The organism is Ferrovum sp., assembly GCF_027317285.1.
Classification (GTDB): Bacteria; Pseudomonadota; Gammaproteobacteria; order Burkholderiales; family Ferrovaceae; genus Ferrovum.
This window is the reverse complement of sequence record NZ_DAHVHV010000016.1, coordinates 20,589-38,703: the sequence shown is the minus strand read 5'-3', so window position 1 is coordinate 38,703 and position 18,115 is coordinate 20,589. Positions and strand designations below refer to the sequence as shown.

Here is an 18,115-nt window from a genome sequence, read left to right as displayed (position 1 = left end):
GAGAAACTGGTCGTCGCTCTTGTGTGCATAGGCATTGCCGTCAAAATAGGACAGCACATCCACTTTGCCGATGGTCCAGGTCAAACGATGGGAGTCCACCGCGCGGTCGAACTGGTGGCTGGCCATGGGCAAGGATTCGCTTTCCCCCCCGAAGTTGACCACCCGCGTGTAGAACCCCAGCGCGAGGTAGGTCACGAAAGTATTGGTCATGTAGCGCTGCATGTCGTTATTGGTCAACGCCCCCAACCCCCCTGCATTGCTGAGAGGGATCCCGCGAATGGTTTCCGAACGGAACCAGAATTCCCCCTGGTTTCCCAGATCGAACCCCAGTTGCAGACCAAAGATATTCGAGAAGGAGTTCTCGGGATTCGACGAAAAACTGTTCGGACCATTGGGACGGGCGGAGGGAAAGGAACCGTGGTATTGATCAATGAAGGTTTCGTCGCCCTGGACCACCCAGGGCGGTGAACTACCCTCCCTGCCGTCGTCCCCCGTCAGGTCCCACAGGCCGGCATGAGCCTGAATGGCCAGAAAACAGAGTGTCAGGCACAGAAACCGAATAAATGCGCGCGCCCAGCCCAAGGGAGCAAGATTTCCGACACGACCGCCCACGACCCATACACTCCCTTGCGCTATTACCCAAAAAATACCGAATCATCCGAATGAATATTCCCCGACCGTCAGTCGATCGGGATATCGATGATGGCCTTGATGGTCCAGCCGTCCGCCGCCTGGGTCAAGCCACGGCCGACCCCGAAGTTGACGACCCAGGGTTTCATGTTTATGTCCACGGCAGCAAACAGAACGTTATTCTGCTGCGAATAGGGAAACATCGTGGTGAGCGTACTCAACACGGAATAGTACTCGAAGCCCGCCATCAACCCCGGCATGACGTTTCGCCCGACCTTGATCTGCGGACTGAACACCGGCCCCCCTTGACGGTAGCCGGGGCGCAGATTGTAATCCAAAGTGGGGTTGATGTCATACAGCCAATCCGAATCGCGGTAGCCGATGATGGAACGCAACTCCATCATTTGCTGCGTGGGTTCGTAGATCGGCTTGATATCGGAGATTTCTACATTCAGCCCGTAAAATATCCCCCCCGTATCCGGGGCTTTTTGCGGAATCCATTTCATCCGCACGCGAGGACCGGCAAACTGGGTTCCATCATAGTAGCCATGAACCACCGGAAGGTATAACCCGGCCTCCAGGGTGGGAGTCAGGCCATAACTGATTTCCGCCGTGCTCCGGTATCCATGGGTATCCACCATCCCGTCGTTGGGCGGAATGTACTGGGGGCCGGAAGGGGTACTGTTGAGGTGCATTTGCAACCCCCATTGGCCGGGGTCATTGATGGTATCGTCATAGACCTGAATTTCATCCTGCAATACCGCGTGCGCACCGAGTGAGCAAAACCCCGCCAGCAACCCACCCACCAAACGGCAGAGGAAAAAACTTCCCTTTCCCTTCTCCGTTTTTTGCATCACCGACCCCATTCGCACAAAAGCACGAAATTATAGCGAGGTCGCCCCCCTTTCTCCATGAAGGTTTTATGACACTTCTCTCAACTGGGCAAATGGGCCAGGATGGAATCGACACTCTTCCGGGCATCGCCAAAGAGCATGCGCGCATTCTCCTTGTAGAAAAGGGGGTTTTCCACACCGGAATAGCCGGTCGCCATGCTGCGTTTGAAGACCACCACCGTCTTGGCCTTCCAGACCTCCAGCACCGGCATGCCGGCAATGGGGCTACCTGGATCTTCCTGGGCGCTGGGATTGACGATGTCGTTGGCCCCGACCACCAGAACCACATCGGTGTCCGGGAAGTCCCCGTTGATCTCATCCATTTCCATGACGATGTCGTAGGGCACCTTGGCCTCGGCCAGCAATACGTTCATGTGACCGGGCAAACGTCCGGCCACGGGGTGAATGGCAAAGCGTACCGTCACCCCCTTGGCACGGAGACGATGGGTGATTTCACTGATGGCCCCCTGGGCCTGTGCCACGGCCATGCCATAACCGGGAACGATGATCACCCCCTGGGCATCGGCCAGCATGTGAGCCGTTTCTTCTGCCGATATCGCCATCACTTCCCCCTGCGGGCCTTCAGAGGTCGAAGAAGTCGTGCCGCCCGTACCAAACCCGCCCAGGATGACACTGAGGAAACTGCGATTCATGGCCCGACACATGATGTAAGACAGAATGGCCCCGCTGCTGCCCACCAGGGCGCCGGTGACGATGAGCAGGTCATTGGAGAGCATGAAACCGGTGGCCGCTGCTGCCCAACCCGAGTAACTGTTGAGCATGGATACCACCACGGGCATGTCCGCGCCTCCGATGGCCATGACCAGGTGAAAGCCGATGAACAGCGCCAGCCCGGTCATGATCAGCAAGGGCAGCAGGGGGGCCATAACCGTGTCCGCTCCCACGAATCCAATTCCCAGATAGACCGAAGTCAGAATCACCAGCACATTGAGCAGATGACGCCCCGGCAGGGCTAGGGGTTTGCCGGAAATGGAACCGCGCAATTTACCGAAAGCCACCAGGGACCCGGTAAAGGTCAATGCGCCAATGAACACGCCCACAAAGATTTCGGTGCGATGGACGCTCAGCTCGGCTCCGGTGAATACCGTGTGCGTGTCCAGGGTGCTGGCATACCCCACCAGGGTCGCTGCCAGGCCCACGAAACTGTGAAGAATGGCCACCAACTCGGGCATCTGGGTCATCTCCACCCGTACCGCCAGCATCCAGCCCACCACGGCCCCCACCAGAATGGCGGGAATCAACCAGCCCAGATTGCCTACCTGCCCACTCAGCAGGGTCGCCCCCACCGCCAGCGCCATGCCCGTCGCCCCATAAAAATTGCCGCGTCGCGCCGTCTCCTGTCGGGACAATCCGCCCAGACTCAAAATGAACAGAATCGCTGCCGCGATATAGGAAACCGTCAATACTCCATTACCCATGAAACAATCCTCAATCTTTGCGGAACATGTTCAACATGCGCTGGGTCACACGGAACCCGCCAGCGATGTTGATGGTGGCAATCAGCACGGAGAACACCGCCAGCCCGACCACACTGGACTCGGGGTTGGCCATCTGCAACAGGGCCCCCAGCACGATGATGCCGCTGATGGCGTTGGTCACGCTCATGAGGGGGGTATGCAAGGCCGGGGTCACGTTCCACACGACCTGATAGCCCACGAAGCAGGCCAGAACGAAAACCGTGAAGTGCGGCAGGAAGGCGGCTGGTGCGTACATACCCACCAACAGGAAGAGTATCCCCCCCCCACCAAACACCTTCAAAAGGGTGGAGAAATGGGCCGGGCCGGAAGATTCGCCATGCTTGGGTGCCGGCACCATGGCCGTTGCCGGTTTGGCGGGCGCAACGGCCCGAACCTTGAGCGGCGGCGCAGGCCAGGTCAATGCGCCCTGATGGACCACGGTAGCCGTACGAATGACCTCATCCTCCATGTTGACCACCAGTTGTCCGTCCTTGCCGGGCGTCATATCGGTGAGCAGGTGGCGCAGATTGGTACCGTACAGTTGACTCGACTGGGCTGCCAGACGACTGGGCAGATCGGTATAACCGATGAGGGACACACCGTGGACCACGGTCACCTGACCGGGCACCGTCCCCTCACAATTCCCGCCCTGTTCCGCCGCCAGATCCACGATGACACTGCCAGGCTTCATGCTCGCCACCATGTCGGCGGTGATCAGACGGGGAGCAGGCTTGCCTGGAATCAGGGCGGTGGTCACGATGATGTCCACTTCCCTGGCCTGGGCCGCGAAGAGCGCCATTTCCGCAGCGATGAACTCGGGACTCATCTGCTTGGCGTAACCCCCCGTCCCACTCCCCTCTTCCTCGAAATCCAGTTCGAGAAACTCGGCCCCCATGCTTTCGATCTGCTGTTTGACCTCGGGACGGGTATCGAAGGCACGCACGATGGCCCCCAGACTGCGCGCCGTCCCTATGGCCGCCAACCCCGCCACCCCGGCGCCGATCACCATCACCTTGGCGGGGGGCACCTTGCCGGCTGCAGTGATCTGTCCCGTAAAAAAACGTCCGAAATGCTGGGCCGCCTCGACGATGGCGCGATACCCTGCAATATTGGCCATGGAACTCAGGGCATCCAGTTTCTGCGCGCGGGAAATGCGCGGCACGGCATCCATGGACAACGCCGTGATTCCCTGGGCCCTGAAGGTTTCCAGCAGATCCGGATTCTGGGCAGGCCAGAGAAAACCGATCAGGGCGGACCCGGCCCGCAGGGGTCGGGATTCCAGTTCGCCCGTGACGGGATCCACCTCGGGCGGGCGCACCTTGAGCACGATATCCGCCTGTTCCCACACCGCCCGGGCCGTGGGCAGAATCTTCACGCCCACTGCCGCGTACGCCTCATCGCCCCATTGGGCTGCCGCCCCCGCCCCACTCTCCAGGGCCACGGCATAGCCCAGTTTCATCAACTGGGTGGCCGTTTCCGGGGTAGCGGCCACACGCCGTTCTCCCGCATGGATCTCGCGCGGTATCCCGATCATCAACGCCATAACGATTCTCTCCACAGATGGGGGCGCGCCGGGGCCCCTTTTCAGAAAACCCTCATTCTATCCCGAGCGCGCCTTCTTGGGGCGCAGAAGTTGCACAGGATACCCTGATGCTTCCCAACGCGCCCAGTCGAAACAGGGGCCGGGATCCGTCTTGCGGCCCGGTGCCACATCGCAGTGTCCGGTGATCGCACGGATGGGATACCGCGCGCAGAGCCCTTCCAGCAGGGCCCCCAGCGTGCCATACTGCGCCTCCGTGAAGGGAGTGTGATCGGTCCCTTCCAGTTCGATGCCGATGGAAAAGTCATTGCACCCCTGCCGTCCCGCCCACTGGGATACTCCGGCATGCCAGGCGCGCGCATCGGTGGAGACGAACTGGGTCAACGTGCCTTCGCGCCGGATCAGGAAATGGGCGGAGACCCGCAAGTCACGCAGAGATTCAAAAGACGGGTGGGCGGAGGGATCCAGCCGGTTGGTGAACAGATCCTCCACGGCCCGCCCCCCAAACTGCCCCGGCGGCAGGCTGATCGAATGGATCACCACCAGAATTGGGGGAGATCCCGAGCGGGATCGGAGATCGAAATTGGGAGACGGGCAATGCCAGGCACGGCTCACCCAGCCCCCGGAATCCACGGAAAAAGGCGGAGGAAAGGTCATACCCCGCGCCATCATTGAACGCGCGCGCCAGCCTGGCGGTGGGCTTCGCTACAGTACCAGTCGCCCCTCTGGGAGAGCGCTTCCTGCCGGGGCAGGAACAGTCCGCAATGCGCGCAACGCACCATATCCTGTGTCGTTTTGAGTTCTTCGGAAGCCTCCGAAGGAGGATGACGGACCCTTCCCGTTCCGGTAAAACCCGAAAACAGTGAGCCCGCCCGAGATCTGTGCCCCGTGATCTGGCGATACACCCAAAAAATCACCAACCCCCATAAAATCCATTTCAGTATCATCTGCCTTTCCTTACGCTGCGCCATTTCCCTTCCGGAAGGAAGGGGGGAAGCCGTATCCAAACCCGGGGCCGGAAAACCATGTAAACTGACGGCTCGGGCCTCATGCCCCAATGTCCGTCGTCACCACGACGACAGACATCATAGCTCACTCACGGGTTTTCCATCCATGTCTATCTCGCACGCGCGTCCGCGCTGGAAAGGTTTTTTGGCCGCCACCGTCGTGGTGGCATGCTGGAGTGGTTTCAACATCGTTTCCCGCCTTGGCGGCAAAAGCACCCTGACTCCCTACGACCTCACCGCACTGCGTTTCGGTGTCGCCGGTTCTCTCATGCTGCCGATCTATTTCATTTCAAAAAACCCCCTGCCGTTGCGCCGACTTCTGATCATCGCCAGCAGCGGCGGGCTGTTCTACGCCTTGCTCATCTACGCCGGTTTTTCCCTGGCTCCGGCCGCTCATGCCGGGGTACTGGTCAATGGCGGGATCCCCCTGGCCAGCGCCGCAATTGCCTGGATCTGGCTCAAAGACCGTCCCAACAGCGCCACCCTGACGGCCTTGGTATTGACCGCGCTGGGCCTGATGGTCATTGGTTTCTCCCGTTTTGCCCCGGGTTCCGTTCCTCCGTCGACGGGAGAAAAAAACTGGCTCGGCGACCTCTGCTTTATCGGTGCAGCCCTGTCCTGGGCCTACTACGGCTTGCTGGTCAGAGTATGGAACATCCGCCCTCTGGACGCCGTCAGCGGCATCACCGTGGGAGCCGCCGTGCTCTATCTTCCCCTGTACGCCCTGTTCCTCCCCAAAGGATTGTCCGGCGTCAGTAGTTCGGCTCTCCTGCTCCAGGGTGTCTATCAGGGCATCATTGCCGCGCTGGTCGCCGCCTTCAGTTTCGCCTATGCCACCCTTTCCCTGGGCAGTGGCATTGCCTCCATGATGCTGGCCATCGTTCCAGGAACCACCTCCCTGCTGGCCGTGCCTTTTCTGGGCGAAGCCCTCACTCTCACCACGTTGGCGGGGGTGGCCCTGGTCTCGGTGGGGGCCGCCCTCGGGGCTCAGGTCAGAAAAACAGCACCAACCCCCACACCAGAACGGCATTCACCAGACTGACCAGGACAGCGGCACTGCCGATGTCCTTGGCCCGTTTGGCGAGGCGATGGTTTTCCAGAGAAACCCGGTCCACCGCAGCTTCCACCGCCGAATTCAGCAGTTCCACCACCAACACCAGCAGGAGACTACCGATCATCAGGGCATGCCCTTCCCCGGATGCGGGAAGTATCAGGGAGAGGGGAACCAGGACGCAGGACAAGGCCGCTTCCTGACGAAAGGCGCTTTCATGCCGGTACGCATCGACAAAACCGGTCAGGGAATAGCCCAGAGCCTTCCAGATTCGCTTGAAGCCTCTTTTCCCCTTATAGGGGCTTTCCTGCTGAATCATCCCACCCCCAGTTCGGCAACCAAGGGAGGAGCAGACTCCACCGGCTGCAGATGCGCCACAAACTGATGGGTGGCGGCGGCCCAGGAGAATTTCTCCGCATGAGCCCGTGCCACCTCCCGAGGAATGTTCAGGGCCGCGAGGCAGGCCGTACGCAAATCCTCGTTCAGCACCCCGGCGGGGGAATCTCCGATCACATCCAGCGGCCCAGTCACCGGATAGGCTGCCACCGGGCAACCACAGGCCAGGGCTTCCAGCAACACCAATCCAAAGGTATCGGTCTTGCTGGGAAAGACGAACACATCGGCCGAAGCATACACGGCGGCCAATGCCTGCAGATTCAACACGCCCAGATAATTGACTTCCGGATAGTGCTGGCGCAGGCGGGGCAAGGCCGGCCCTTCCCCCACGACCCATTTGGAACCGGGCAAATCAAGGGACAAAAAGGCTTCCACATTCTTTTCCACCGCCACCCGTCCCACATACAGAAAAATCGGCGGTGCCGAATCCAGCCGATGACCCCGCTCAGAACGAAAAATCTCCAGATCCACCCCACGACTCCACAGTACCACCCGCTTGAAACCCTGACGTTGCAAATCTTTCTGCACCACCGGAGTCGGTGCCATCACGGCACGGGATGGCCCGTGAAACCAGCGCAGGAAGGCATAGGTCCAGGCCAGGGGAAAAGCAAAACGGGCCTGGACGTATTCGGGGAAACGGGTGTGGTACGCCGTGGTGAAGGGTAAATCATGGCGCAGGGCATAGGCCCGTGCCGCCAGGCCGAGGGGACCTTCGGTGGCAATGTGCAGCGCTTCCGGAACAAAATCCTGCAACTTTCGGCAGACCCGACGCCCCGGCAGCAGCGACAGGCGAATGTCGGGATAGGTAGGACAAGGCAAAGTGGAAAAATCCCCGGGAGTGATCATGGCGACCTCATGTCCCAGGGTTTCCAATTCCCGGCGTGTATTTTTCAGGGTCCGGACCACGCCATTGACCTGGGGTTCCCAAGCATCCGTCACGATCATGATACGCATATCTTCACTCCTTGGCTGAGGGTCTGACTCACCCCTCCTGTTCGGCCAGATGAATGGGGCCGAGGTTGAGGGGGGAAGCCACTTTCTGGCGCCATTCCACGATACTCAACGCCCCGTCATGAGTTTCCACCAGGGCCGTCAAACTTTCCACCCAATCCCCATCGTTGCAGTACAGGGCCCCGTTCACCTCTCGAATCTCGGCCTTGTGGATATGCCCACAAACGACGCCCTGACAACCGCGTCGACGGGCTTCCTCCACCATTACCTGTTCAAAGGCATGGATGTAATTGACCGCGTTTTTCACCTGATGCTTGAGGTATTGGGACACGGACCAGTAGGGCAGACCCAGGCGGGCACGGGCAGCATTGAACCACCGGTTGAATTTGAGGATGAAGGTATAGAGGCTATCCCCCAGATGGGACAGCCAGCGCGCATGAGTAGTCACCCCATCGAACAGATCGCCATGCACCACCCAGAGTTTGCGTCCATCCGCCAGGGTATGAATGGCTTCGTCCTGGACCACGATGTCGCCAAAAGCCAAATCACAGAACTGACGCATCAGCGCATCGTGGTTCCCCGGCACATAAACCACCCGGGTCCCCTTGCGCGCCTTGCGCAACAGTTTCTGAACCACATCATTGTGGGCCTGGGGCCAGTACCAGGTCTTGCGCAACTGCCAGCCGTCCAGGATATCGCCCACCAGATAGATGGTATCTGCGTCATGACAGCGCAGAAAATCCAACAGGTAATCGGCCTGGCATCCCGGCGTCCCCAGATGGATATCCGATATCCACAAGGTGCGATAGTGAGATACCGGATTCATACGCGGGAGACACCGGACAGGATCTTCATGCCCCCATTGAATCAAGGCATCGTGACAGAAGCGTGACCCTTTGATGAAACTTCCGTGACGATGCGAAATCCTTGAACGGGACTAAACCCAGTTGCCCCCGCCGGGCGGTGGCTGCCAGGGAGGGGAGCCATTGGAGAGCAACGCCCCAATGATCAGGCTGAGCAGCGACACGAAGATGCTGGCGAAGAAGGCTTCCCAGAAACCCGACACGGTAAAGCCGCGCACCAGGGAAGAAACCAGCAGGATCATCAGGGCATTGATGACCAGCAGAAAAAATCCGAAGGTAAACAGGGTCAGGGGCAAGGTCAGCAGGATCAGAATGGGCTTGATTACCGCATTGGCAAACCCCAGCACCAAAGCCGAAATCACCAGGGCACCCAGACTGTCGAACCGGATCCCTTTGAACAGGTAACTACACACCCACAGCGAGAAGGTGGTGGTACCCCATTGCAAAAAAAAGTTCAGGATATTGGGTGACATGAGTGACTCCTTTCCATTCCGCCCTCTCGAGCGACCAAAACGTCCAGACCTGCCGCAAGGGTCAATGGCGGGGACCACCCCAATTCGGAGCGGATGGCCGAAGCATCCACCACCAGGGAACCGAGCAAACGGTCGATCTCCGCACGGCGTCCCAGCAGGTTTCCCAGTCCCCGCAGCAGGGAGGGGGGAACCGCGAGTAAGCGGACCGGACGGCTCAAGGCACGGGCCAGGCCCCGGATCAGGTCGGGGGTGGAAACATCCTCTCCATCGCTCAGGAGATAGGTACGCCCCGCCGCCGCCGGGTGCCTCAGCACCCATCCCACAGCATCCACCAGATTGCCCAGTGCCAGCAAACTGCGCCGATTGCGAACCCCCCCAAGCGGCAAGGGAATCCCACTCCGAACCCAATGCATCAGGCGCGCAAAATTGGCCCCCACTCCAGGACCATAGACCAGAGGGGGACGCAGAATCACCACTTCCAGCCCAGTCTCCATCGCCACCGTATGCAACCCCTGCTCTGCCGCCCATTTGGACTGGCCATAGGCATCGGCAGGCCGGGGAATGCTGCTGGCCGTCAAGACCCCCTCTTCTCCCAGCACCTTGATGGAACTCAGAAAAACCAGACGATGCACTCCTGCCAACGCGGCCTGCCTTGCCAGATTCAGAGTTCCCGCCGTATTGACCCGGTGAAACGCCTGCCGGGAAGAAGGGTCTTCTCCCTGCATCACATGGACCCGCGCGGCCAGGTGCACCACGGCCTCCACTCCGTCAAGGGCGGCACCCCAATCGGTGTCCGGACCGATCTCCCCGACGCTCACCTCGCCGTCTTCTCTCGCCGCCCGAACGGCGCGCACCACGACATGGCCCTGCCTCTCCAGGCAAGGGACCAAACCCTTCCCCACAAATCCACCAGCGCCCGTCACCAACACTTTCATCAATGAATTCCTCGGTAGTCACATGGACGACACTTGGCGTACTATACCATCCTCATGTCGCCCCCCCTGAAAAACACCGGGTTCAGGAGCGGTTAATGAAGACCGCGCTAAAATCCGCCACGACCAGAGACAACCCACTTCCATTAGACCGAGATCATGAAAAAACTACTTGCATTCCTGTCCCTGACCTGTTTGACTGCGCTGGTTCGTGCCGATGACATAGGGTCAGTCAACACCTCCTGGAAAATGCTGGGTCCCGATAACAAGATCGTCGTGGAATCCATCGATGACCCAGATATTCATGGAATCACCTGTTACCTGGCACGGGCAAAAACCGGCGGAATCTCCGGGGCAGTGGGCATTGCCGAGAACAAGACGGAAGCCTCGCTGTCCTGTCTCAAAATCGGCCCCATCACTCAGTCGGGCCCCCTGCCCCGCCAGCAGGACATCGCAAAAATCCGTGCCTCCCTGTTCTTCAAGAAATTGCACCTGGTGCGCATGATCGATCCCGCCCACTCCGTGGTCATTTACCTGACCTACAGCGACGAACTTATCGAGGGCAGCCCGAAAAACAGCATCAGTGCCGTTCCACTGGGGATCCCTCTTCAAATAAAATAAAAGTTGTGGCTCATCATTCCTGCCACCCACAAGGCACCCGTTCATTGGCCATGGTTTTGAGCCGCTTTGTGGGATCTCCAACCTTCGTTCGTTGATTATCGATAAATATCCATGGAACTCAAAGGCAAAAAAGTTTTATTGACAGGCGCCACCGGCAGCATTGGAAAACCTTTGGCACAAGCCCTGGCACGACAGGGGGCCAGCCTGGCCGTGAGCGACCGCTCCGTCCAGGCATTGAATGAACTGACCGTCGAATTGCGTCGGATGGGCGGAACGGTCCTGCCCGTCCCCGCCAACCTGCAGATCCCCCAGGAAATCGAACAACTGGCGGATATGATCACTTCCCAGATGGAAGGCATCGACGTACTGATCAACCTGGCAGAAATGACCAGTTTCAACCTGTTTCATCAAGAAACGGAGACGGGGATCGAAGACCTCTGGCGTCTCAATGCCCTCGCACCCATGCAACTCACCCGCCTGCTCTTGCCCCATTTGTTGACCCAGGGCTCGGGGCGAATCGTCAATGTCGGGTCAGTCCATGGTTCTGTCGGCTTTCCCGGATTTGCCGCCTACTCGGCCAGCAAGTTTGCGCTGCGCGGGTTTTCCGAAGCATTGCGCAGGGAACTGGACGGCACAGGGGTTGGCGTGACCTATGTGGCCCCCCGTTATGTCACCCCCCTCATCCATACCGGGGCCGTTCACCGCATGTCCAAAGTCCTCAAGGTACACATGGACCCACCCGAGCAAGTCGCCCGAAAAATCGTCCGTGCCATAACCCGAAACAGGCATGAATACCTCGTCGGGTTCCCGGAATCCCTTGTTTCCCGCATCAACGGTCTTCATCCCTGCTTGATCGATGGCTACGTACGCAAGCGGTTGAGTGTGATACGGGATTTTGCTCTGGGCAAACGCTGAGTGAACCGGATGACTTTTTTCACCCCAACCCATACAGGATTTTCCAATGTCCCTAAAAAAATTACTGATCTCCCTGAGTTTGGCGGTGGGTTTTCTGGGCAACGTGACCGCACACGCCGAAACGATCGCAGAAGGAATTGCAGCGGAGCAACATGCCTGGGCGAAAGGGAGGTACTCGCTCCCTGAAGACAAACGTGAAGATTACTTCGACCAACTTCAAACACGCGCGCATGATTTCACCCTGAGATTTCCCAACCAGGCGGCCCCCCTCATCTGGGAAGGCATCATTACAGCCACCCATGCCGAATACCAGGGGATATTCAGCGCCAGGGGCACGGCCAGGGAGGCACGCGACCTATTGCTCAAGGCCATCGCCATCGACCCCAACGCACTGGACGGTGCAGGTCTGCTGACCCTGGGAGCCCTCTATTTCAAGGTTCCCCGCTTCGGCTCCTTCGGAGACGATGACAAGGCACGCGAGTACCTTCAACGGGCACTCAAGGTGGACCCCAACAATGTGGATGCCAACTACTTCTACGGAGAATTTCTCTTGGAGCAGGGGGACAAATCCGGTGCCCTGATGTACCTCACCAAAGCCGTCCATGCCGCACCGCGCCCAGGACGCAGGGATGCCGACGAGGGACGCCACGCCGCAGCCCTGGCCCTGCTGATCAAGGCACAACAGTAATTTTTCACCGACCACGAGGAAAAACACCATGAAAAAAATCGCACTGACCTTAGCCTTTCTGCTGCCCTCCGGCGCCTATGCTCAGGGCCTCTATATCGGGGGTACCATGGGCGAAGCCCAGACCTTGAACGCTTCCAACCAGGCCGCCTGGAACAATTCCAGTTACAACTCGGTATTCGGCGCCCTGATCGGTTACCAATTCAATCGTTATTTCGGCGTGGAGGGCGCCTATTCGGAAGCAGGCGAATTCGGCAATAATGCGGTCAGCGGAAAGACCGATGTCGCTACCCTGGAAGGGGTGGGATACCTTCCCCTGTCCAATGTCCTCTCTCTCTATGGGAAGTTGGGGGTGGGATCCGCCACCACTCAGTCCGTCAGCAGTGCCCGCCCAGGCTACTCCGGAGCCAACCGAATTTCTTCCACCTATGGATTGGGGCTCCAGTTCAATATCAATGCGGCATTTTCCGCGCGGTTCGGCTATGACTACTATCGTTCCGCCCTCAACACCCCCGACGGAACCGCGGATTTTGGATCCAATGCCTTTACGGTAGGCGCACTCTACCACTTCTGAGCCAAGGCCTCTTCCGCAGCCTTCGAAACTGTTTCGCCCCTCAAAAAAGATCACCCCCCGAAAATCGGGGGGTGACGGTCAGTCTTTTCCGAATGAACCGAAAACGGAATCAGTCATCATCACCCTCTCCTCCCCCGTAGTAGGGGGCAGGATAAACGGGTTGAGCATAAGCCGGCGCTGGATAGGCGTAGGCGGGCTGGGGCACGGCATAAGCCGGGGGAGGAGCCATCACCATGGGGGGCGCCGCATAGACCGGTGCCTGCTGGGCCATCATCCCGCCTACCAACCCGCCCACCAGAGCCGCACCCATTCCCCAGGCACCACCACCATCGCCCTCGCCCCATCCTCCTCCTCGCCAGCCATCCCCACCCCGCCAACCGTCAGCGTGGGCATTGGCCATAGCCAGCATTCCAACCATAAACAGGGCTCCCATTGACTTCTTCATGTTGGCATTCTCCAAATTAATTGCTTCAATGCTGAAAACGAACATCCTGCCCGCTTCGTTGACCCCGAAAGATACCTGCGCCCGGCATCATGGCCCTCAAGCCTTAGGAACGACTTAAGAAGAGACAGGGGGCATCCTACCATGACCGCTCCCTTCCTGACGATACAGATACAGAGGCATGGCACCTTCCGTGAGACAAGTACGACAAGGAAACATTCCCGGCATTTTGAAGGTATTACTGACCAGGAAAGTCCCGGGACGCATTTCCCGAATCATCTTTTGCCTTAGGGCGGGCATGGGAACCGGCGACAAAAACGCATAAGCCAGATCAAACTCGCTCAGGGAAATATTCCAGAAACTTTTACGGTGCAGCGTACAATTGGTCAAGGCGCGGGACTTCCATTTTCCGATCAGCCAGGGAACCGGAGCCACTTCATAGCCCACGAATCGAATATCAGGGTGGTGCGCCGCCAGAGCGCAGAGGACTGTGCCTGTACCACAGCCCAAATCAACGAAGGAACGAGGAGCCATCTCACGCACCAGGCGATCCAGTTCCGCGAGAGTTTCCCGATGGGTCAGGTAAAGAGGAACCCTTGACTGAAACGTATTCCAGTACACCAATCCCAAACCCACGAATCCCGCGCCATACCAACCCGCAGCCAGGGTTCCGTGCGCCAGTGTCCAGAGCGCAGGTAAAAAAAGGAGATGGAGAGGTAACCACCATTTGGGACCCTTCACCAGTAACGTGAGAAGCACTGCGAGACCGCCCTGAAACAGGGTCAGGAAGATCAGGGAAGGCACCGGCCAGAGGCCCAGTTTGCTTCCTCCGAACACCAGGAGCGCACTGACCCCCTGGATCACAAAAAAACGGTACATCATCACACCCGATGAGGCCAGGGGTTCACTTTCCGACACCTTTCCCGTCAACCTCCGTACGGATGCCGGAATCTTTCCCTGTCGCCCCCTCCCGAACAGGCACCCTCACCCCTTGGTGCCAGCGATAGACCGTGACCGCGCCACCCGCCAGGTCACCGTTCGCGTCAAAACGAATCAATGCCGTCACGCCAGGATATTCCAATGTTTTCAAGTAAGGCAGATATCGTTCGGGGAGCGGTGAATCCGCTTTCTTCATCGCCGCAATAAGTACCCCCACCGCATCGTAACTGTAAGGAGCGTAGTCCTGAATGTCCCCGAAACGGGCTTCGAAACGACGCTTGAAGTCCAGTCCCCTGGGCATTCCCTCCAACGGCAGTCCGGGCAGGCTGCAAAAACTGCCCTCTGCTGCTTCCCCTGCAAGTTCATGAAACTCCTTTGAACAACCCCCATCCCCCGTAACAAATACGGAGTTCAAATCAAGTTCACGAAGTTGCTTGAGCATCGGACCGCTTTGGGCATCCATCCCTCCAAAAAAAACGAGGTCTGGTTGGCGCTCTTTGATGCGTGTCAAAATGGCTGAAAAATCCGTACTGTGGTCATCGGTATGTTCATGCAACAACACCCTCGCCCCCTGCCGGGATACGGATTTCTCAAATTCGTTGGCCAAACCCTGCCCATAAGCGGTAGCATCGTCGATCACCGCAATCCTCCGGGCATGGGCAGCATGGACCGCAAACTGGCCCAGCACCTGACCCTGTTGCTCATCATTGGCCATGACGCGAAAAGCCGTGGGAAAACCCTGATGGGTATATTTGGGGTTGGTGGCCGAGGGGGAGATTTGAGGAATCCCCTCATCCGCATAAATGCGTGCCGCAGGGATGGTGGTTCCCGAATTGAGATGCCCAACCACGCCATTGACACCATCATCCACCAATTTTTGGGCAACGATCGTCGCGGTTCTCGGGTCAGCCGCGTCATCTTCGCTCAACAACTCGAAACGAACGGGCTTCCCCCCCAAACGAATGTCTTGCGTATTGGCATCGTCGATGGCCAGACGCGCCCCGTTCTCGTTGTCCGCGCCCAGATGAGACTGGGGTCCGCTCAGGGGGGCCACGGAACCGATTTTGACAACCCAATGATCTGCCTGTGGATCGCTCTTTCCCCTGGAGCACCCTGAGAGCACAAAAACAGCCAGCACCAACCCCGCAAATCCGGTCAGGATGGAGGACTTACAGGAAAGCCTCATCCAGACCACCGACATCAGCGAGACAAAATCCACTTGACCAGTTTTTTGATGTCCTCGTCGGACAGATTGGCATTACCCCCCTTGGCAGGCATGGGCATCATGCCCCAGGCCCCACTGCCCCCCCGGGTTACCTTGGCGATCAATCTGGCTTCTGCCCCAGGCTGTCCCCGATATTTGGCAGCGACTGCCTTGTAGGAAGGCCCTACCTTGGGGCCATCCACGCTGTGACAAGTCAGGCAACCACTCTTTCTGGCCAGTTCCAATCCGTTATCCGCATGGGCAGCAACCGTTCCCGACAGAAGTCCGACAGCCATCACAACAGTTTTCCAGGATTTCATTTGATAGTCTCCCTTTTTCAAGACAAAAAAACCGGACACGGTACTCATTCATCCAGATCAGGAGACATTCTACCTCGTTCACTTCCTTGACTGACCATCATTTCCAGCGCTTCTCATTGGTCGTTCAAGGGGAGAGCGGACTCGGCGGCGCGAGGCATCTTGTCCAATTTTCCCGACCAGAACCAGAGCGCCACCCCTGCAAGGATCATCGGCAAACTGAGCCACTGTCCCATGCTGAACCCAAGGGCCAGCAACCCCAGAAAATCGTCCGGTTCCCGTGTGAATTCCACCCCAAATCGGAACACCCCATAACCGATGAGGAAAAGAGCGGAAATGCGCCCCATGGGACGCGGCTTGCGACTGAACCAGAGCAGCCAAAATCCCAGGACCAGGCCCTCCAGGCAGGCTTCATAAAGTTGGGAAGGATGGCGGGAAAAAGCATCCACCTTGGGAAAAACCATGGCCCAGGGCACCGAAGTCACCCGTCCGGGCAACTCCCCGTTAATAAAATTTCCCAACCGCCCAAAACCCAACCCAAAGGTTACCAGGGGCGCCACAAAATCGGTTACTTCGAGCCAACGACGTTTCTCGCGCCGCGCATAGAGCCAGCCTGCAATGATCACGCCAAGAAAACCACCATGAAAGGACATTCCTCCTTGCCACACGGCAATGATGTCCTGCGGATGCGTTAAATAGAACACTGGTTTGTAGAACAGGACGTAACCCAGTCGCCCCCCGGCGATCACCCCCACCACCACATAGGTCAAGAAACTGTCCACCTGCTCCACGGTCCAGTTCAGCCACGGCTGAGTTTTGATGCGCCAGCGCGCCGCTCCGGCTCCTGCCACGAAACCAGCCAGATACATGAGCCCGTACCAGCGGATGGAAAAAGGGCCCACATGCAGGGCGACTGGATCAAAATCTGGGTGAATCAACATGGCAGATCCTCAACTCCCGCAGGTGGCATCGTCGGGACAAAATGAGGGATTATACCCACCTTGCCCTTCCAGAGAATGACAGGGCTGACAATCAGCGTGCCAACTCTGCGCCCGTGTTCTCCATGATGCGTCGAAATACCGAAGGGAAATTGGCCAGGGTGCCCATAACGGCGTAACCGTAGGGCAACTGGGGTGCCTCCGGGACCGGTTCCAACCCATTGAGATCCTTTCCGGGATTGATATGGTGATCCACATGCCGACAATTGTTGAACGACACCAGGGTCGTCACCCAGTTTCGGCAGTCCCAGGTATGCTGAGGTCCGATACGTTCGAAACGACCATTGATTTCCTTGCGGTGCAAGGCAAAATGTTGAATGAACGTGATGGAGGCGTCCACCAGGTACATCACTACGGTCTGCACGGTCAGGAACAATACTCCCTTCCAGCCAGCCAGGTAGCCGATCACCAGATTGATCAGGACATAAAAGAAAATCGGGCCGTAAACCTCGGACCAAAGATTGCCCCGAGCCGTTGCAATCTCGATCCCCAGACGAAGTTGTTTGACCATGTTGCGATGGGAAAAACTGGACAGCGTATCGGACAGATAACTGTACAGGCTGTCCTTGGGCGTTCCCACCAGCACGTGGTGCCCAGCCCCGTGCTCCTGCGTGTAGTGACCAAAACAAACCGTGGTGAAGAACCACTTGGCCAGACGTCGATCCCACAAGACGCGGCTATGTCCCAATTCATGGCCCAGGGCATTCCCCGACCCACCGGCCGCGTAGCCGGATCCCGCGCCCGCCAGGATGACCAGCCACCAGGCATAGTGTTGGGCAAAATAAGCGCCCACCAGACCCTGCAGGGCAATGCCCGCCAGAATGACGCGCAACACCCAGAAATTCCAGTAGGGAATGGGACCCTGATAATCCCCCGTCATCCATTCCAGCAACGGCAAAACGAACAGGCCGATAAACAGGGGCCAGGCCGGGTGGCCCAGCGCCAAAAAAATGGCAGGCAACCAGGCGAAAAATATCGCCAGCGCCGCCCCCCCGAAAGCAATGGGGTTCGTCAAAGATGCACGAGAATTTTCCATAGCCGATATAATACAGCATCTGTGGGGGGTTAGCTCAGTTGGGAGAGCGTCTGGTTCGCAATCAGAAGGTCGTGAGTTCGATCCTCATACCCTCCACCACTTCACTCAAGCCAGACCCGTTCTCTGGCTTTTTTCATGCCCGCCGGAACGCCAATACTGGCGGGGCTTCC

21 protein-coding genes, 1 tRNA gene and 1 pseudogene are annotated in these 18,115 nt (G+C 58.4%); 6 read left to right on the top strand and 17 right to left on the bottom strand.

Annotated elements, in window-relative coordinates:
* The 6 genes and pseudogenes from M6F29_RS05440 to M6F29_RS05415 form a co-directional block, all read right to left on the bottom strand.
* Window positions 1–612 (bottom strand): annotated as a pseudogene (locus M6F29_RS05440) (hypothetical protein); the annotation flags it as partial.
* Between the two features lie 68 nt (window positions 613–680).
* Window positions 681–1,484: a hypothetical protein gene (locus M6F29_RS05435; protein ID WP_297479423.1), complete on the bottom strand. Its 804-nt coding sequence runs from the start codon at window positions 1,482–1,484 to the stop codon at window positions 681–683.
* Between the two features lie 80 nt (window positions 1,485–1,564).
* Window positions 1,565–2,962 (bottom strand): Re/Si-specific NAD(P)(+) transhydrogenase subunit beta, encoded by a 1,398-nt coding sequence (pntB, locus tag M6F29_RS05430; protein WP_298157845.1) that lies wholly within the window; start codon window positions 2,960–2,962, stop codon window positions 1,565–1,567.
* A 10-nt stretch (window positions 2,963–2,972) separates the two neighbouring features.
* On the bottom strand, window positions 2,973–4,544 hold the full coding sequence (locus M6F29_RS05425; RefSeq protein ID WP_297479429.1) for a Re/Si-specific NAD(P)(+) transhydrogenase subunit alpha: 1,572 nt from the start codon (window positions 4,542–4,544) through the stop codon (window positions 2,973–2,975).
* A gap of 57 nt (window positions 4,545–4,601) precedes the next feature.
* Entirely contained in the window at window positions 4,602–5,198 is a 597-nt protein-coding gene (ampD, locus tag M6F29_RS05420; RefSeq protein WP_298157844.1) for a 1,6-anhydro-N-acetylmuramyl-L-alanine amidase AmpD, read from the bottom strand.
* A gap of 11 nt (window positions 5,199–5,209) precedes the next feature.
* On the bottom strand, window positions 5,210–5,488 hold the full coding sequence (locus M6F29_RS05415) for a PP0621 family protein (RefSeq protein ID WP_298157843.1): 279 nt from the start codon (window positions 5,486–5,488) through the stop codon (window positions 5,210–5,212).
* 166 nt (window positions 5,489–5,654) lie between these two features.
* Here M6F29_RS05415 and M6F29_RS05410 point away from each other — a divergent pair, with 166 nt between their 5' ends.
* Window positions 5,655–6,590 (top strand): DMT family transporter, encoded by a 936-nt coding sequence (locus M6F29_RS05410; protein WP_298157842.1) that lies wholly within the window; start codon window positions 5,655–5,657, stop codon window positions 6,588–6,590.
* Here M6F29_RS05410 and M6F29_RS05405 read toward each other — a convergent pair.
* The 5 genes from M6F29_RS05405 to M6F29_RS05385 form a co-directional block, all read right to left on the bottom strand.
* On the bottom strand, window positions 6,541–6,918 hold the full coding sequence (locus M6F29_RS05405; RefSeq protein ID WP_297456709.1) for a diacylglycerol kinase: 378 nt from the start codon (window positions 6,916–6,918) through the stop codon (window positions 6,541–6,543). The two genes, M6F29_RS05410 and M6F29_RS05405, sit on opposite strands and share 50 nt — an antisense overlap.
* Complete coding sequence (locus M6F29_RS05400) at window positions 6,915–7,949, bottom strand: glycosyltransferase family 4 protein (protein WP_298157841.1); 1,035 nt, start codon at window positions 7,947–7,949, stop codon at window positions 6,915–6,917. Before M6F29_RS05400 ends, M6F29_RS05405 begins: the two co-directional genes overlap by 4 nt.
* 28 nt (window positions 7,950–7,977) lie before the next feature.
* On the bottom strand, window positions 7,978–8,814 hold the full coding sequence (locus M6F29_RS05395; protein ID WP_524537706.1) for a UDP-2,3-diacylglucosamine diphosphatase: 837 nt from the start codon (window positions 8,812–8,814) through the stop codon (window positions 7,978–7,980).
* Window positions 8,815–8,883: 69 nt separating this feature from the next.
* Window positions 8,884–9,282, bottom strand: a complete 399-nt coding sequence (locus M6F29_RS05390) for a phage holin family protein (RefSeq protein WP_297456700.1) — start codon at window positions 9,280–9,282, stop codon at window positions 8,884–8,886.
* On the bottom strand, window positions 9,264–10,217 hold the full coding sequence (locus tag M6F29_RS05385) for an NAD-dependent epimerase/dehydratase family protein (RefSeq protein WP_298157840.1): 954 nt from the start codon (window positions 10,215–10,217) through the stop codon (window positions 9,264–9,266). Before M6F29_RS05385 ends, M6F29_RS05390 begins: the two co-directional genes overlap by 19 nt.
* A 156-nt stretch (window positions 10,218–10,373) precedes the next feature.
* Between M6F29_RS05385 and M6F29_RS05380 the strand changes: the two genes are divergently transcribed.
* The 4 genes from M6F29_RS05380 to M6F29_RS05365 all read left to right on the top strand — a co-directional run bounded on the left by M6F29_RS05380 (window position 10,374) and on the right by M6F29_RS05365 (window position 13,009).
* Window positions 10,374–10,835 (top strand): CreA family protein, encoded by a 462-nt coding sequence (locus M6F29_RS05380; protein WP_298157839.1) that lies wholly within the window; start codon window positions 10,374–10,376, stop codon window positions 10,833–10,835.
* Between the two features lie 111 nt (window positions 10,836–10,946).
* Window positions 10,947–11,750 (top strand): SDR family oxidoreductase, encoded by an 804-nt coding sequence (locus M6F29_RS05375; RefSeq protein ID WP_298157838.1) that lies wholly within the window; start codon window positions 10,947–10,949, stop codon window positions 11,748–11,750.
* A gap of 46 nt (window positions 11,751–11,796) precedes the next feature.
* Window positions 11,797–12,438, top strand: coding sequence for a tetratricopeptide repeat protein (locus M6F29_RS05370; protein ID WP_298157837.1), 642 nt, complete (start codon window positions 11,797–11,799; stop codon window positions 12,436–12,438).
* A 28-nt stretch (window positions 12,439–12,466) separates the two neighbouring features.
* Window positions 12,467–13,009, top strand: a complete 543-nt coding sequence (locus M6F29_RS05365) for an outer membrane protein (RefSeq protein WP_297455832.1) — start codon at window positions 12,467–12,469, stop codon at window positions 13,007–13,009.
* Between the two features lie 109 nt (window positions 13,010–13,118).
* Here the strand turns inward: M6F29_RS05365 and M6F29_RS05360 are convergent, their stop codons facing one another.
* From M6F29_RS05360 to M6F29_RS05335, 6 genes are all read right to left on the bottom strand, one after another.
* Window positions 13,119–13,454, bottom strand: a complete 336-nt coding sequence (locus M6F29_RS05360; protein ID WP_297479480.1) for a hypothetical protein — start codon at window positions 13,452–13,454, stop codon at window positions 13,119–13,121.
* Window positions 13,455–13,568: 114 nt separating this feature from the next.
* Entirely contained in the window at window positions 13,569–14,369 is an 801-nt protein-coding gene (locus M6F29_RS05355) for a class I SAM-dependent methyltransferase (RefSeq protein ID WP_298157836.1), read from the bottom strand.
* On the bottom strand, window positions 14,356–15,576 hold the full coding sequence (locus M6F29_RS05350) for a branched-chain amino acid ABC transporter substrate-binding protein (protein ID WP_298157835.1): 1,221 nt from the start codon (window positions 15,574–15,576) through the stop codon (window positions 14,356–14,358). The genes M6F29_RS05355 and M6F29_RS05350 overlap by 14 nt, the downstream gene beginning before the upstream one ends.
* 14 nt (window positions 15,577–15,590) lie before the next feature.
* Complete coding sequence (locus M6F29_RS05345) at window positions 15,591–15,914, bottom strand: c-type cytochrome (protein WP_297479488.1); 324 nt, start codon at window positions 15,912–15,914, stop codon at window positions 15,591–15,593.
* 113 nt (window positions 15,915–16,027) lie between these two features.
* Window positions 16,028–16,852, bottom strand: a complete 825-nt coding sequence (gene lgt, locus M6F29_RS05340) for a prolipoprotein diacylglyceryl transferase (RefSeq protein ID WP_298157834.1) — start codon at window positions 16,850–16,852, stop codon at window positions 16,028–16,030.
* Window positions 16,853–16,943: 91 nt separating this feature from the next.
* Window positions 16,944–17,924, bottom strand: coding sequence for a fatty acid desaturase (locus M6F29_RS05335; protein ID WP_297479494.1), 981 nt, complete (start codon window positions 17,922–17,924; stop codon window positions 16,944–16,946).
* A 44-nt stretch (window positions 17,925–17,968) separates the two neighbouring features.
* Here M6F29_RS05335 and M6F29_RS05330 point away from each other — a divergent pair.
* Window positions 17,969–18,044 (top strand) — tRNA-Ala (locus M6F29_RS05330).
* The last annotated feature ends 71 nt before the right edge of the window (window positions 18,045–18,115 follow it).

Coding starts and splice junctions, on each gene's coding strand:
- M6F29_RS05435 (WP_297479423.1), bottom strand. CDS start 1,484: ATGCAAAAAACGGAGAAGGGAAAGGGAAGTTTTTTCCTCTGCCGTTTG.
- pntB (WP_298157845.1), bottom strand. CDS start 2,962: ATGGGTAATGGAGTATTGACGGTTTCCTATATCGCGGCAGCGATTCTG.
- M6F29_RS05425 (WP_297479429.1), bottom strand. CDS start 4,544: ATGGCGTTGATGATCGGGATACCGCGCGAGATCCATGCGGGAGAACGG.
- ampD (WP_298157844.1), bottom strand. CDS start 5,198: ATGACCTTTCCTCCGCCTTTTTCCGTGGATTCCGGGGGCTGGGTGAGC.
- M6F29_RS05415 (WP_298157843.1), bottom strand. CDS start 5,488: ATGATACTGAAATGGATTTTATGGGGGTTGGTGATTTTTTGGGTGTAT.
- M6F29_RS05410 (WP_298157842.1), top strand. CDS start 5,655: ATGTCTATCTCGCACGCGCGTCCGCGCTGGAAAGGTTTTTTGGCCGCC.
- M6F29_RS05405 (WP_297456709.1), bottom strand. CDS start 6,918: ATGATTCAGCAGGAAAGCCCCTATAAGGGGAAAAGAGGCTTCAAGCGA.
- M6F29_RS05400 (WP_298157841.1), bottom strand. CDS start 7,949: ATGCGTATCATGATCGTGACGGATGCTTGGGAACCCCAGGTCAATGGC.
- M6F29_RS05390 (WP_297456700.1), bottom strand. CDS start 9,282: ATGTCACCCAATATCCTGAACTTTTTTTTGCAATGGGGTACCACCACC.
- M6F29_RS05385 (WP_298157840.1), bottom strand. CDS start 10,217: ATGAAAGTGTTGGTGACGGGCGCTGGTGGATTTGTGGGGAAGGGTTTG.
- M6F29_RS05380 (WP_298157839.1), top strand. CDS start 10,374: ATGAAAAAACTACTTGCATTCCTGTCCCTGACCTGTTTGACTGCGCTG.
- M6F29_RS05375 (WP_298157838.1), top strand. CDS start 10,947: ATGGAACTCAAAGGCAAAAAAGTTTTATTGACAGGCGCCACCGGCAGC.
- M6F29_RS05370 (WP_298157837.1), top strand. CDS start 11,797: ATGTCCCTAAAAAAATTACTGATCTCCCTGAGTTTGGCGGTGGGTTTT.
- M6F29_RS05365 (WP_297455832.1), top strand. CDS start 12,467: ATGAAAAAAATCGCACTGACCTTAGCCTTTCTGCTGCCCTCCGGCGCC.
- M6F29_RS05360 (WP_297479480.1), bottom strand. CDS start 13,454: ATGAAGAAGTCAATGGGAGCCCTGTTTATGGTTGGAATGCTGGCTATG.
- M6F29_RS05350 (WP_298157835.1), bottom strand. CDS start 15,576: ATGAGGCTTTCCTGTAAGTCCTCCATCCTGACCGGATTTGCGGGGTTG.
- M6F29_RS05345 (WP_297479488.1), bottom strand. CDS start 15,914: ATGAAATCCTGGAAAACTGTTGTGATGGCTGTCGGACTTCTGTCGGGA.
- lgt (WP_298157834.1), bottom strand. CDS start 16,852: ATGTTGATTCACCCAGATTTTGATCCAGTCGCCCTGCATGTGGGCCCT.